Origin of the sequence: Kutzneria sp. NPDC052558 (assembly GCF_044547355.1) — a bacterium.
Lineage (GTDB): Bacteria > Actinomycetota > Actinomycetes > Mycobacteriales > Pseudonocardiaceae > Kutzneria.
Map to the genome: position 1 here is coordinate 1 of NZ_JBIUAG010000001.1, position 13,777 is coordinate 13,777.

The 13,777-nt window shown below is 68.4% G+C and carries 11 protein-coding genes and 1 tRNA gene; 6 read left to right on the forward strand and 6 right to left on the reverse strand.

From position 1 onward, the window contains the following. Positions 1-18 precede the first annotated feature (18 nt). Together ACIG5F_RS00005 and ACIG5F_RS00010 are read left to right on the forward strand one after the other, a co-directional pair. Positions 19-1,221, forward strand: coding sequence for a hypothetical protein (locus tag ACIG5F_RS00005; protein ID WP_396514930.1), 1,203 nt, complete (start codon positions 19-21; stop codon positions 1,219-1,221). A gap of 739 nt (positions 1,222-1,960) precedes the next feature. Continuing rightward, positions 1,961-3,661 (forward strand): recombinase family protein, encoded by a 1,701-nt coding sequence (locus ACIG5F_RS00010; RefSeq protein ID WP_396515672.1) that lies wholly within the window; start codon positions 1,961-1,963, stop codon positions 3,659-3,661. Here the strand turns inward: ACIG5F_RS00010 and ACIG5F_RS00015 are convergent. The 3 genes from ACIG5F_RS00015 to ACIG5F_RS00025 all read right to left on the reverse strand — a co-directional run bounded on the left by ACIG5F_RS00015 (position 3,618) and on the right by ACIG5F_RS00025 (position 4,747). Then, a tRNA-Leu gene (locus ACIG5F_RS00015) sits at positions 3,618-3,700 on the reverse strand. The genes ACIG5F_RS00010 and ACIG5F_RS00015 overlap by 44 nt on opposite strands. A 194-nt stretch (positions 3,701-3,894) precedes the next feature. Next, complete coding sequence (locus ACIG5F_RS00020; protein ID WP_396514932.1) at positions 3,895-4,353, reverse strand: hypothetical protein; 459 nt, start codon at positions 4,351-4,353, stop codon at positions 3,895-3,897. A gap of 85 nt (positions 4,354-4,438) precedes the next feature. Then, the gene (locus tag ACIG5F_RS00025; RefSeq protein WP_396514934.1) at positions 4,439-4,747 is read right to left on the reverse strand and encodes a hypothetical protein; all 309 of its coding nucleotides are present in this window, start codon (positions 4,745-4,747) and stop codon (positions 4,439-4,441) included. A gap of 117 nt (positions 4,748-4,864) precedes the next feature. Here ACIG5F_RS00025 and ACIG5F_RS00030 point away from each other — a divergent pair, with 117 nt between their 5' ends. Further along, positions 4,865-5,119 (forward strand): amidohydrolase family protein, encoded by a 255-nt coding sequence (locus ACIG5F_RS00030; protein ID WP_396515673.1) that lies wholly within the window; start codon positions 4,865-4,867, stop codon positions 5,117-5,119. Between the two features lie 39 nt (positions 5,120-5,158). Here ACIG5F_RS00030 and ACIG5F_RS00035 read toward each other — a convergent pair whose 3' ends face one another. After that, complete coding sequence (locus ACIG5F_RS00035; protein ID WP_396514935.1) at positions 5,159-7,345, reverse strand: discoidin domain-containing protein; 2,187 nt, start codon at positions 7,343-7,345, stop codon at positions 5,159-5,161. 487 nt (positions 7,346-7,832) lie between these two features. Here ACIG5F_RS00035 and ACIG5F_RS00040 point away from each other — a divergent pair, with 487 nt between their 5' ends. Further along, positions 7,833-8,606 carry an SDR family NAD(P)-dependent oxidoreductase gene (locus ACIG5F_RS00040; protein ID WP_396514937.1) on the forward strand — a complete coding sequence of 258 codons (774 nt, stop codon included), beginning with the start codon at positions 7,833-7,835 and terminating at the stop codon, positions 8,604-8,606. Positions 8,607-8,630: 24 nt separating this feature from the next. After that, the gene (locus tag ACIG5F_RS00045; protein ID WP_396514938.1) at positions 8,631-9,437 is read left to right on the forward strand and encodes an Fpg/Nei family DNA glycosylase; all 807 of its coding nucleotides are present in this window, start codon (positions 8,631-8,633) and stop codon (positions 9,435-9,437) included. 77 nt (positions 9,438-9,514) lie between these two features. On the opposite strand, the gene ACIG5F_RS00050 is transcribed toward ACIG5F_RS00045, so the two are convergent. After that, on the reverse strand, positions 9,515-10,291 hold the full coding sequence (locus ACIG5F_RS00050; RefSeq protein ID WP_396514940.1) for an SDR family NAD(P)-dependent oxidoreductase: 777 nt from the start codon (positions 10,289-10,291) through the stop codon (positions 9,515-9,517). A gap of 112 nt (positions 10,292-10,403) precedes the next feature. On the opposite strand from ACIG5F_RS00050, the gene ACIG5F_RS00055 reads away from it, so the two are divergent. Further along, positions 10,404-11,729, forward strand: coding sequence for a PQQ-dependent sugar dehydrogenase (locus ACIG5F_RS00055; protein ID WP_396514941.1), 1,326 nt, complete (start codon positions 10,404-10,406; stop codon positions 11,727-11,729). A gap of 12 nt (positions 11,730-11,741) precedes the next feature. Here the strand turns inward: ACIG5F_RS00055 and ACIG5F_RS00060 are convergent, their stop codons facing one another. After that, complete coding sequence (locus tag ACIG5F_RS00060) at positions 11,742-13,124, reverse strand: sugar porter family MFS transporter (RefSeq protein WP_396514943.1); 1,383 nt, start codon at positions 13,122-13,124, stop codon at positions 11,742-11,744. Positions 13,125-13,777: the final 653 nt, after the last annotated feature.

Here is a 13,777-nt window from a genome sequence, read left to right on the forward strand (position 1 = left end):
CCGGCCGATCAGATGCGGGTGCTGGGCTACGCCGAGCTGCACGACCGGATGCGACGCGTCCAACATGGCCACGGCGACCGAACCTTGGTGTGCCCCGACTTCCCGACCACCCTGCCGCCCTACTTCCTGGACGGCAAGCCGGTGACCTTGCTCGGCCACGTCCTGGCCGAGCTCGGCGTGGACCCGACCCGTGCCGGAGCAGTCGTCCACTACAACGACCGTCCTCCCGGGCAGATGTTTCCCGCCGCCGGCTTCCGGCTGACCGAGCAGGCCGAGGCGACCGCCGACCTGGTGTGGCAAGCCGAGGTGCGTAGGCAGTCGTGGCGCGCGTGCATCGACAGCACCGTCCCGGGGCCGAAGGTCGACCAGGTGGTGCCGGACGACTGGACGACCCTCGCCGAGATCGAGTACCACCAGCGCGAGCGTGAACGCGCCGCGCGTGACGCCGCCGCCGTCGAAAACCCTATGCCGGACAAGGTTATTCGCCCGCTGGGCTTCACCGAGCTAGTGGCACGATTGCGACACGTCCTGATCTTCGAGGGCGACACCGCCATCTACGGATGGGACAACGAGTTCGAGCCCCCGCCGGGCTACTTCAACGAGAACGACGGCACGCCGGACGGCCTATTCGGTCACGTCCTGGCCGGGCTCGGCGTTCGCCCCGAGCAGGTGCTGACCGACCTGATGCCCTACAACAACGATCCGCCCGACGTGATCTTCGCCAAGGCGGGCTACCCGCTCACGCCGCTCGCGACGGCGGAGGCGGAGAGCGTGTGGGTGTACGAGATTCGCGGCGTGTGGTGGAGCAACTGCATGACCAAGCCCGAGGATCTTTTCCGCCCTGGCCACGAAGGCTGGTTGCCGCAGGACTCCGTGCCGCTGACCGATCCGATTCGGCCGCCATTGGTCGCGTCGTTCGCCCCGGTGGACGTCGCCATGATCATGGGGATCACCGCCACGATCCCGGTCGAGTTGCCGGAGCGTTTGAAGGACGAGCCGATCTTTGTGATCGGCTACACCCTATGGATGCAAGCCGCCGAGAAGGCGGGCATGAACGACACGTGGATGGTCTCCCACTCCACCTTTGACGTGGCCAGTGTGCCTGTCGACGCTGACGGCGAGGACCCGAACTGCTGTGCCGCTGTGTTCGTGGACTGCAAGTGGTACGCGATCGAACTCGACGGCGATACTGTCCGTGCCCGTCTCGCCCCGCTCGACTGACCGGTCTTGACGTGGTGTTCCTCTGCGGGGGTCTTCTCCAAGCCTCGATGGCGCAGTGCGGACCTCACGTGGTCGGCTACCCGGAGTCTTCCGTGGTAGGCGTCGCTGAAGGGACGGCTGGCCGTTGAGCCGTGCTTGGCGGAAGGGAGTCGCGGCCAGCGAGTCCAAAGAGCGGTCCGGAGTCGGAGTTCAGGGGTGTACGAGCGCACTGCACCTACCTCTCGGGGGACCCGCGTGGCTAGCACGGCAGACGAATCCCGTTCGACCGAGTCCTGTGGTTGGCAAGCGTGCCTGTCCGGACGAGGTCACGAACGGGACTCGTGTGTGTGGCTCGGCTGCGCCGCTCGGCGAGCAGGTCGTTGGCGGGCGCCCGAGTCTGGGTCCGGACTCGGACTTCTGCTACAGCTGGGAACGGTGAGAAGCGCTATGGGGCTCATTTGGAGTGTTGGAGCGTGCCCATGCGTGCTGGAGATGATCGAGATGGGCCAGCGGGTAAGGTGATATCGGACACCGGTGAATGGAACCGGGTCCGGACTGAATTCGACGGCCGGATCCGGCCTGAAGACAGGTCGGACCGGCCGGTGAAGGTGTTCTTGCCTAGCGACCCGCCGGCGCTCAACCCTAGTAGTGCGCTAGCGTTGCTACGGTTGCTGCGTCGGATCCAGCAACAGAAGATGGCGTGCGCGAGCAATGCCCGCGACCCACGAACCGGCATGGGTAGCTCCAGTAAGGAAGCGGCATGATCGATAGTTCTCAAATCAACTTCGCGTTCTACGGTCGTGTGTCGACCGAGGACCAGCAGGATCCTGAGGCGTCCCGGAACTGGCAGTTTTCCCGGGCGCGGAGCCTGATCGAGCCGTATGGCAAGGTGGTCACGGAGTTCTTCGACGTGGGACAGTCGCGGTCGATCCCGTGGAAGAGGCGGCCGAAGGCGGCTCTTCTTCTGGAAGCGTTGAAGGACCCTGACCGCGGGTTCACCGGCGTGGTGATCGGCGAGCCGCAGCGTGCGTTCTACGGCAACCAGTACGGACTGACCCTTCCAGTCCTCCAGCACTATGGGGTTCAGCTGTGGGTGCCGGAGGTCGGTGGTGCGATCGATCCGGAGTCCGAGGCGCATGACATGGTGATGTCGGTCTTCGGCGGGATGAGCAAGGGGGAGCGGACCAGGATCAAGGTTCGGGTGCGGACCGCGATGGCCGCCCAAGCCCAGATCGAGGGTCGCTACCTGGGCGGGAGACCGCCGTACGGCTACCGGCTCGTCGACGCCGGCCCGCACCCCAACCCGAGCAAGGCGGCCGAGGGAAAACGGCTCCACCGACTGGAGCCGGATCCAATCGCCGGGCCCGTGGTGCAACGCATCTTCAGCGAGTACCTCTCGGGGATTGGGATGTTCGCGATCGCGCAGCGGCTGACCGCGGACAGCATCGCGTGTCCGTCGCTGCACGACCGGGCGCGCAACCTGCATCGGTCAGGAGTGGCTTGGTCGAAGGGGGCGATCCGGGGGATTCTCGCCAATCCTCGGTACACCGGGTATGAGGTGTGGAACAAGCAGCGGAAGCAGGAGCTGCTGATCGATGTTGAGGATGTCGCCTTGGGGCATGAGACCAAGATGGCATGGAACCCGCGAGAGAAATGGATTCTCTCAGATCATCCGGTTCATGCTGCGCTTATAGGGATGGATGTGTTCGAGCAGGTGCGGTTGCGTCTGGCGTCCCGTGGTCCGCAATCGACCGGGCGAGTGACTGTCCGACGGCAGCACGGGTATGCGCTGAAGGGCTTGTTGTTTCACGACACGTGTGGGCGACGTATGCAGGGCAACTGGAATCATGGCATGGCGCACTACAGGTGTCGGTTTCCCAATGAGTACGCTATCGCTAACAAGATCGATCATCCGCTGACCGTCTATGTGCGGGAAGATGCGATTCTCGGCGAGCTGGATGGCTGGTTGGCGCGGGCGTTCGATCCTGAACGGGTGAACCGGTCGTTGGCGGCGTTGGAGGCAGCCCAGCCTGATGCCGAGCCCGCACGCGAGGAGATTCGTCGCGGGCTTGTGGCGTGCGATCGCAAGCTGGCCCGGCACCGGGCGGCGGTGGAAGCCGGCGCAGATCCCACATTGGTGGCGACCTGGACTCGTGAAGTGCAGCGCGAACGTGCGGTGCTGGAAGCGAAACTCGCGGCGTGCGGCGGTCCAGCGGCCGGTGGCCGGCGGATGAGCAGTGAGGAGATTCGAGCCTTGGTCGATGCGTTTGGCGGGCTGCTGGCCGTCCTTGGGCGGGCTGAGCCTGAGGACAAACTTGAGGTCTATCGGCAACTAGGAGTGAAGTTGACCTACAACCACGAAAAACGGGTGATCATGGCTGAAATTCAGCCTCAACCACCCGTGTGCGTATTGGATGTGTCCGAGGGGGGACTTGAACCCCCACGCCCTTGCGGGCACTAGCACCTCAAGCTAGCGCGTCTGCCATTCCGCCACCCGGACCGGGTTGTCAGCCTCGCTGACAGAACAGAGAGTACATGATCGTCTCGGTGGATTCCAAATCGGGGGTGGGGTTGAGGGTTTACGCAGGTCAGGGGCGGTGTGGGGGTGGGGTTGGCGGTGACGTGGCGTAGGGGGGAGCCGGCCGGCGGGAGGGGAGGCCGCCGGCCGGGGAGGGGGAAACGCGACCGGGCGGGTCAGGAGGGGCGGCGGGTGGCGGAGATGTGCCAGATGGGGAGGAGCGAGCGGCCACGGCCGTCGTCGGTGGCGAGGGACATGGCGGCGGTGGGGACGATGGAGAACAGCGCCGAGGGAGGGAGGTTGGTGGTGTAGTGGCGCAGGGTCATCTGGTCGATGTCCCAGAGGGCGCTGATGTCGCGGCGGAGGCTGGCCTCGTCGATGTCGCCGATCACGCCGGCGATCAACAGCGGACCGTCCACGGCGGCCAGCCGCAGGACGTCGTTGAACAGGCCGACGTCCTCGTGCAGGTCGAACTGCGTGGTGTGCACGCCGACGGCCAGCCCGTCGGCCCCGGCAGCGATGTGGTACCTGGTCAGCGCCCGCTGCGCAGTCTCGTCGAAGTCGCCGTCCGGGCCGAGTGCCAGCGGATGGGCCGGGACCGCGACCCCGGACAGGAGACGTTCCCGTGCGGACATCAGTACTTCCCCTGTCGCTGCCCGAACTTGGTCGCCTTGGCGAGCTGGAGGCCGCCGCCTCCGACCCACCGTGCCGTCCAGTCGATCAGGGTTCGGGCCGGGAGGCTGGGATAGCCGAAGCGGGCGAAGCAGTCGCCGGCGTCGTTGAGCAGGGCGTCGGCGACTGCTTCGCGATGCGACGCACGGGCATGGTCTCGGGACCGATGACATTAAGCACTGTGACTTCAGTGTGAACTGAAAGTATACCCCGAAGGGCCCACGCGCTGACGTCCCGCTGCCACACCACATTGACGGCCGGCATCGTCACGTCCACCGGCCGGCCATCGGCGATCCTGGTCGCGATGTCCGCCACCACGCCGTAGCGCTGCTCGCAGGCGTAGTTCAGGCGGAACATCAGGGTCGGCGTGCCCCAGCGCTCGGACGCCCCGACGAAGATCCGCTCGCGGGCGAGGCAGGACTGGGCGTACTCGCCGCCGTCGGCTCGCTCGTCGAACTCGACCCCTCGCAGCGGCTGTCCGAGGTCGGCAGCGATCTTCTTGCCGGCGCTGCCGCCACCCTGCTCGACGGCGTCCGCAACATCGCCGCCCGGACCTCGTTTTCGCTCAGCGAAGCCCTTTCCCTGGCGACCGCGGTCCCGGCCCGGCTCCTCTCGGGGATTCGGCCCGGCACCGGGCAGTTCCGGTTAGGCGGCCCGGCCGACCTCGTCCTCCTTGACGACAGCTGCGGTTTGCTCGACGTCGTTCAGTCCGGCCGCTGGCTCGACTGATGTGGCCCCGGCCGGGGATGGCCAGCCGGGGCGTCGGAGTTACCGGGTCAGCTCCAGGTAGTCGAGGTTGGCGGTGCCGCCGGCATCGGTGGAGGTGAGGCGGACGGTGTTCGCCCCACTGGTCACCGGGACGGTGACGGTGGCGTCGGCCCAGGTGTCCCAGTTCGTGGTGGGCGGAAAGGACAGGGAGCCGGCGGCCACGCCGTTCACGGTCAGCGCGGCGGGGCGGTTGGTGGTGGTTCCGTTGGCGTAGTGGAACTTCAGGGTGGCATTGCCGGTGGTGTCGGCCTGCACACCGGTCCATTCGGCGTAGGAGCCGGTGGTGTTGGTGGTGTTGCAGAAGCCGGCGCCGGAGTAGCCGGCGTGGTTGGCGTCGACGGTGCCCTGGCAGGTGCCGGACTCGGCCTCGTAGCGGTTGCCGGCCGGCGGCGGGGTGGTGGCGCCGACGTAGTCGGAGCCGATCCACGAGTCGTCGATGCGCAGCAGCTTGTAGTGGGTGGAATCGCTGGAGGCGGCCCAGGTGCTGTCGATCTCCAGCTTCACGTAGCGGGACGTGCTGGCGGGCAGGTCGATGAACTGCACACCCCGGTGGCTGGGCATCGTGCCGCTGGTGACCGGGTTGCCCCAGTCGGTGCCGTTGGTGGACACGAACACCTTGTAGCCCTTGACGCGGGCCGACTGCTCGGTGCTCGACCGGGCGTAGCTGACCGAGTCCTCGCGCTGGTTGATGCCGAGGTACTGGACCCGCTTGGCCGAGCCGAGGTCGTAGGTCAGCGACACCGGCAGGGTCTTCTTGTTGTCCCAGTACGTGAGGTAGTCGCCGTCGGCCGCGGCCGAGGCGGCGTGGCCGCTGGCCGACGCGGTGGCGCTCATGGTGTACGTGGCCGCCGGGTAGACGCCGGTGCGGCCGTTGGTGTTGACCTGGAACACGGTGTCGTACGGGTCCCAGCTGGAGATCCCGGTGAGCGTCAGATACCCGTTGCCCTGGGTGAAGCCGACGGCCGCGCCGGTGCGGAAGTTGGTCACCTTGGTAACGCGGTAGCCGTTGTCGCGCAGTTTCAGGGTCGAGCCCGACGGCTTGGTGATCGCGTGGACGAACTGGAGGTTCGGATCGGTCTTGCTGATCGTGGTGACGCCCTGCGCGCCGTCGTTCCAGAAGCCGGGTTGCAGGCCGCCGTACAGGTAGCCGCCGCCCTCGGTGCCGTTGATCGAACCCCAGATCTGGTCCAGGTAGCCGTTGAGGAAGTTGTTGTAGTCCAGCTGATGGCTCGGGAACTTCCCGTTGACCATGGCGGTCTCGTCCATCAGGGACTTGATCGACGAGCCCGAGTTGGCGATGTAGCGCCCGACGTTGAGCCGAGTGTCCACTGTGGAGTCGGTGCCGGTGTACCACCAGGAGCCGCTGTCGGGCAGCTTGTAGTCGGCCTCCACCAGCCGCGGCGCGGCCGTCCACACCGCCTGCGGGTAGTCGTAGGACGGGGTCATGCCGGTCTTCTGCTCGTTGCTGACCATGTCCATGATCGGCGTGTCTTCGTTGTTGTTGCTGAGCGTGTAGTTCGGCCGCTTGGCGCGGATCTGCTCGTAGAGGTTGTGGTCCAGCCAGTACTGGCTGTCGTTGTCGATCCAGAAGCCGCCCAGGTCCGGGTAGCGGTCCATGACCTCGAAGAAGTTGTCGTAGCTGAACTCGCCGAACCCGTTGGCGCTGGTCAGATCGACGGTGTGGCCGGCGTAGGAGGAGAACGCCTTGGAGTCCAGCCAGTCCTTGCCCGAGGGCAGGCCCTCGTTGTGCCACTGCGGGTCGTTGGTCATGTAGAGGATGGTCTTCATGCCGGCCTTCTTGGTGGCGGCGATCAGCTCGCCCAGGAAGTCCCGCTTGGTGTGGCAGCTGCCGGGAATGGCCGACGGCCACGGCCGGGCGTAGCCGAGTCTACTGTGGAACGTCGCCAGCACGATGTACTGCGTGTGCAGCTTCTTGGCCTCGTTGACCCAGTAGTCGGCGCTCCAGCTGCCCTTGGTGACGTCGTTCTCCCAGGCGGCGCAGTCCGTGTGGGCGGGGGCGGTGCGCTCGCCCCAGTGCAGGAACAGGCCGGCCTGGGAGGCCCGCAGGAAGTCCTGCCGGGGGTTCTCCAGTTCGGCGTGCGCGGTCGACGGCACCGCCGCCAGGCCGGCCGCGACGAGCATCGCGGCCCCGTAGGCGACCAGTCGCCCGACCCAGCTTCTACGCATGGCTTCCTCTCGTCGCAGGTTGTCCGAAGGGCCGTGCCTGCGTCGAAAGCGGGTCGCCGATAAACGGGGTCGCCGATGTCGCCATCGGTCGCGCCGATGGTCTCGCCGGGCGGGGGACCGCCATGGTGACCTCCCGCGATCACGCGTCAGCCAGCCCTGCGCCGACGCCAGGAGGCGTCGGCGACCACCACGGCGGAAGTGGTCTACACATCGGAGGTATCCAGCACCGCTGGCCAGCGTCGACTGCCGCCATCCACCGCCCGTCCCGGCGAGATGGCCTGTGGCCTCAGTGTTGTTGACCTCCGGCGTCGGGTACTCAAACGCGGCGAGCGTAGGAGTGATCGGACCTTCATGTCAATCGATCCGCGCCAAGCGGCCCGACGGATGCGCCTTCCGTGGGGCGTTTCACCGTGTGAGGTTGTCTCGGCGAACGCGGTGACCGTGCCGAAAGCGGGCGGACCATGACGTTGCGACTAGCCTCGTGCGAATGAACAACGGGGCGAGGGGCGTGCTGGTCACCGGCGCGTCGAGGGGCATCGGCCGAGCTGTGGCGGAGGCGTTCGCCGCGCGGGGTGACCGTGTCGCCGTGCATTACGGCAATGGCACTGCCGACGCCGAGAAGACCCTGCGCGGACTGTCCGGTGAGGGACACGTGGTGGTGCAAGGGGACCTTGCCGACCCGGCGACCGCGACGCGGGTCGTGGCCGAGGCGGTGGACGGGCTCGGCGCGGTGGACGTCCTGGTCAACAACGCGGCCCTGGCGCCGACCGCCGACTCCCGCCACGCCATCGCCGAGGTCGGCTACGAGGACTGGGTGAGCATTTGGCGGCGGGCCTTCGAGGTCAACCTGTTCGGCTCGGCCAACGTCACCTGGGCCGTGGCCCGGCACCTGCTGGAGCGCTCGGCGCCGGGCAGCGTGGTCAACGTCGGCTCCCGGGGCGCGTTCCGCGGCGAGCCGGAGCACCCGGCCTACGGTGCGAGCAAGGCGGCCTTGCATGCCATGGGGCAGTCCCTGGCGATCGCCCTCGCCCCACACGGCATCGCCGTCAGCACCGTCGCGCCGGGCTTCGTCGCCACCGAACGGCAAGCCGTCAAACTCGCCGGCGACGAGGGCGACGCCGTCCGCCGCCAGAGCCCCTTCGGTCGCGTCGGCACCCCCGAGGAAGTCGCCGCCGCCGTCGTCTACCTGGCCTCGCCCGAGGCGGCCTGGAGCTCGGGGACCATCCTGGACGTCAACGGGGCGTCGTATCTGCGACCGTGACCCGCGGTGGCATGATCGGGTGCCGTGCCTGAACTTCCCGAGGTCGAGTCGGCGCGGTCGGTGATCGAACGGGCCGCGCTGGGGCGGCTGATCGTGGCCGTGGACGACACCGACTCGTACGTGTGCCGACCACGGCCGCCCGGCGAGATCCGGTCCGCCCTTGAGGGCCGGCGGCTGGTGGCCGCGCACCGCCGGGGCAAGTCGCTGTGGTGCGACACCTCGGACGGCGGCCCGGTGCTGGGCATCCACCTCGGCATGTCCGGCAAGATCGTCATCGCCGACGCCGACGGCGGCGAGATCGACGGCGGCGACTACTGGGAGGGCCGCCGGGTGGCCGGGGACTACCGGTGGTCGCGGTTCGCCCTGACCTTCGACGACGGCGGCCGGATGATGCTGGTCGACCCCCGCCGCCTTGGCCGTATCACGCTCGACCCGCCGGTCGACCGCCTCGGCCCCGACGCCGCCACCATCACCCCCGCAGCGTTCCGGGCCGCCCTGACCGGCGGCACCGCCCCGGTCAAGGCCCGGCTGCTCGACCAGCACGCCATCGCCGGCATCGGCAACCTGCTGGCCGACGAGATCCTGTGGCGGGCCCGCGTGCATCCGGCCCGGCCGGTCGACGAGCTGGCCTCCGGTGAGATCGGCAAGCTCCAGCGGGCCACCCGAGGGGCGGTCACCGCCGCCCTGGCCGACGGCGGCGTCCACACCCTCACGGTCATCCCCTTCCGGCGGCCCGGCGCCCTGTGCCCCCGTGACCAGGGTCCCATGGCCAAGGGCACCGTCGGCGGTCGTACCACGTGGTGGTGCGGCACCGAGCAGATCCTCGATTGACTGCTCGAAGTGCATGCTCTCCACGGCCCCGGGACCAGCTGCACACCTCATGACCGTAGGAGGATGCGCGCCACCGCTCAGGCGTGCCAGCCGCCGTCGGCCGTGATCACCGCGCCGGTCAGGTAGCTGGACAGCGGGCTGGCCAGGTAGGCGATCAGGCTGGTGTACTCCTCGGGCCGGCCGATGCGGCCGATGTCGTTGGGCGCCAAGGCTTCGACCAGGCGGGGCTCGATCTCCTCCCAGTCCTGGCCCCAGCCCTGCTGCCGGCCGAGGTCGACCAGGGGAGCGATGCTCGCCGGGGTGAGGATGCCGCCGGCGGCGACGGCGTTGGAGGTGACGCCGGAGTGCCGCAGTTCCCGGGCCAGCGACTTGACCAGGGAGTTGCGGGCCCCGTTGGTGGCGGCGTAGTGGGGCTGGGACGCGGAGGGGCTGGCGCCGGTGACGCTGCTGATCTGGATCACGCGCCCCCACCCGCGCTCCCGCATGCCGGGCACGAGGCGCTGGATCATGCGCACGGCGGTGAGGACGTTGACGTTGTAGAGGTCGGCCCAGTCCTGCGCCGAGGTGGTGGTCCAGCCGGCGGTCATGTCGTACGCGCCGACGTTGTTGACCAGGATGTCGACGGGCTCGTCCTGAACCGCGGAGTACACCTCGTCGGCCCCGCGGTCGGTGCCCAGGTCGCCGAGCACGTACGCGGCGTCGATCGTCTTGGCCACCGCGACCGTCCGGGCGTGATCACGGCCGTGCACCACAACCGAGGCTCCCTCGGCGGCCAGCCGGGTCGCGATCGCCTCGCCCAGGCCGGAACTGGCCCCGGTGACGAGCGCGCGCTTGCCGTGAAGCTGTAGATCCATCGGAGTTTCCTCTCATCGGGCCTGCTCCCGAGGTTGCCGAAGAGAAAATGGACCGGCAAGTACAGAAAAATGGGGCAGAATCGGGGAGATCCGTCCGAGTTGAAGGGCCGGCATGACTATTCGACGCATCGCCGCACTGGCCGCGGTCACTCTCCTGGCCGCCTCCGCATGCAGTTCGCAGGGCCCGGCGCCCGCGGCCGCCACACCGGCCGATCTGGTCCCGGTGTCCCTGACCGTGCCGGCGGGCCTGGACGCGTCACCGCTGAACGAGCCGCGGCAGGTGCTGGCGCCCCGAGGCTGGACGATCTCGGTGTACGCGCGAGTACAGTCGGCGCGGCTGGAGGCGTGGACGCCGGACGGCGCGCTGCTGGTGTCGGTGCCGGCCAAGGGCACGGTGGTGCGGCTGGCGCCGGACGGCCACGGCACGGCGTCACAATCGGTGCTGCTCCAGGGTTTGAACCAGCCGCACGGCCTCACCTTCGTCGGCTCGACCCTGTATGTCGCCCAGAGCGACCGGGTCGACTCCTACTCCTACGCCGACGGCAAAGCGACCGACCCGAAGCCCGTCCTCACCGGCCTGCCCGACGCCAAGAGCCCGGAGTTGGGCGGCACCTACGCCCACGCCCTGAAGAGCGTCGCCGTCGGCCCGGACGGCTCGGTGTACGTGTCGGTCGGATCGACGGGCAACGTCTCCGTCGACGACCTCAAGGCGACCCCGCCGCGCGCCTCGATCCTGCGGGTTCCGCCGGGCGGCGGGAAGGCCGAGCCGTTCGCCGTGGGCGTCCGCAACGGCACCGGGCTGGCCATCGCCCCCGACGGTGCCGTGTGGACCGCCGTGAACAGCCGGGACAACATCGCGTACCCCTTCGACCGCGCCTATGACGGTTCCGGCTCATCGCAAGGGCAGGTGATCCCCGAGTACGTGCGTGACCACCCCGTTGAACCGCTGGCCAAGCTCACCGCCGGCCGCAATCTGGGCTGGCCGTACTGTAACCCGGATCCCGACACCAATCCCGGCGCGAAGGGCAGCAAGCAGGATCTGTCCAACGTGCCGTTCACCCGGGACGTGCAGATGAATCCCGACGGCAAGGCCCTCGACTGCGCCACCCTGCCCAAGGTCGAGCAGGCCCTCGGCGGCCATTCCGCCCCGCTGGGCCTGTCGTTCGTCGACGGCGGTCTGCCCGGCGACTACGCCCACGGCGCGCTCGTCGGCGTGCACGGCTCGTGGAACGCCCAGCCGCCACGTGCGCCCGAGGTCTCGTTCTTCCCTTGGGCCAACGGGGAACTCGGCAAGCAGCAGACCCTCGTCGGCGGCTTCCAGGCCACCGACGGCTCCCGCTGGGGCCGCCCCGTCGCCGCCGTCCTCGGCCCCGACCACGCCGTCTACATCAGCGACGACTCCGCCGGCGCCGTCTACCGCCTCACCCCACCCCAGTAACCCGCCGGGGTGTTACTTGTCGTAGACGAGGTCGTTGCCGATGTCCTCCAGGCTGCGGCCCTTGGTCTCGGGCATCAGGCGGGAGACGAACAGGAACGCCAGGCCGGTCATGACCGCGAAGAACAGGAAGTTCAGCCCGGCGCCGAACGTGGCCAGCAGTGACGGGAAGGCCAGCGCCACCAACAGGTTGAACAGCCAGTTGAAGACCACGCAGACGCCGACGGCGCCGGCCCGCACCTTGAGCGGGAACAGCTCCGGCAGGGCGACCCACTGCACCGGCCCCCAGGAGATGGAGAACGAGGCGATGTAGACGATGATGCCGACCAGGGTCAGCGCCAGCAGCAGGGGACCGGTGCTCAGGCCGGAGAGGTTGACCACGGCCAGCAGGATCATGGCCACGCACATGCCCAACGCCCCGTACAGCAGCAGCGGCCGGCGGCCGGCGACGTCGATCAGGCGCATGGCCGGCAGCGTCATGAGCATGTTGACCGCGCCGATGCCGACGTTGGCCAGGATCGCCCCGGACGCCCCGAAACCGACGTTGGTCAGCAGGGTCGGCGCGTAGTAAATGATCGTGTTGATGCCGACGAAGTTCTGGAAGAACACCAGCAGCATGCCGACGACGAAGATGGGGCGCAGCCGGCCGCTGGTGAGCATGCGCAGCCGCAGCGGCTCGGCCTGCTCGGCCTCCTTGCGGGCGCTGGCCTCGATCTCCCGCAGCTCGGCGACGGCCGCCTCCCGGTCGCCGCGCAGCGCGACGAGCACCTTCTCGGCGTCGCCGCTTTCCTTGTGGTGCACGGCAAGCCAGCGCGGACTCTCCGGCTGCGTGTAGATGCCGAACATCAACAGCACCGCGGGAACCACCCCGAGGCCGATCATCCAACGCCAATCGCCGCCGGCCGACAGCGCGAAGTCCACAATGTAGGCGACCAGGATGCCCACCGTCACCAGCAACTGCATCAGCGAAGTGAGCTTTCCTCGCACCTCCTTGGGAGCGAGCTCGGACAGGTACATCGGGACCACGACCGACGCGACACCCACGCCGACGCCCATGATGAACCGGAACCCGACCAGGAACGGGGCGTTGCCGGCCAGCGCGGCCCCGAGCGTGCCGACCACGAAGACCGCGCCGGAACCGAGGATCATTCTGCGCCGGCCCCAGGAGTCGGCCAGCCGGCCGGCCAGTCCCGCGCCCAGCATCGAACCGGCCAGCAGGCCGGACACGACCAGCCCCTGTTCGAGTGGACTGAGCGGAATGTCCTTGTCGATGTACAACAAGGCGCCGGAGATCACGCCGGTGTCGTAGCCCCACAGGATGCCGCCGAGCGCGCCGAAGAACCAGATTCCGTAGTTCCGGACACTGCGCCGTGACGTCGATGTCGTGGCAGAGGTCATCGTTGTCCCTTCTCCCAGGCCTGACACCATAGAGGTGCGGGGAAGATGAGGCACGGTCAGGCGATTCCGAACGGGCACCGTGGAAAAGGGCTTCAGATCCGGCGAAAGAGTGAACCCCGGTAAGAAAAGGCAGTGATATCCGGCCCATCTGGCTCTTCGAGCCGAGCAGCCCTCGGCGAAACGGGCAACGCTCGGTCGCGAGGAAGAGGTATTCGGGCAGCGATCCTCAGCCCAGGTGGGCCAGTCGGGGCCACAACCGGGCCCGGTCCTGCTGCCGGTCCGTGCCCACGACGAAGGGCTCGTGCTGAATCTGGTTGACGCTGTCGGCGCCCAGTTCGACCGTGTCGACCGCGCTGACCTGACGGGCCGGCCGGGGCTGTCCTGGGCCTCCACATCGGCCGTCGGGATCGGGGTCCGGACCGGTAGTAGCCGTACCGCGCCGCGAGGGCGATCAGCGCCACGCCGCCCGCCACCGCCAGCACACTCCGCCACTCCACCCGCAGCCCCGCGCCCCCGATCGACCCGGGGTTTCGCGCCGGGCGCGCCTCCTGAAGGATCGTGCGATCGGCTGTACGCAAAGTGTATAGACGCATTGCCGCAGGTCAGGCGCTGGAAGGGGTGGAGTGGCGGTGCCGGGTAGGTCATCGGGCGAC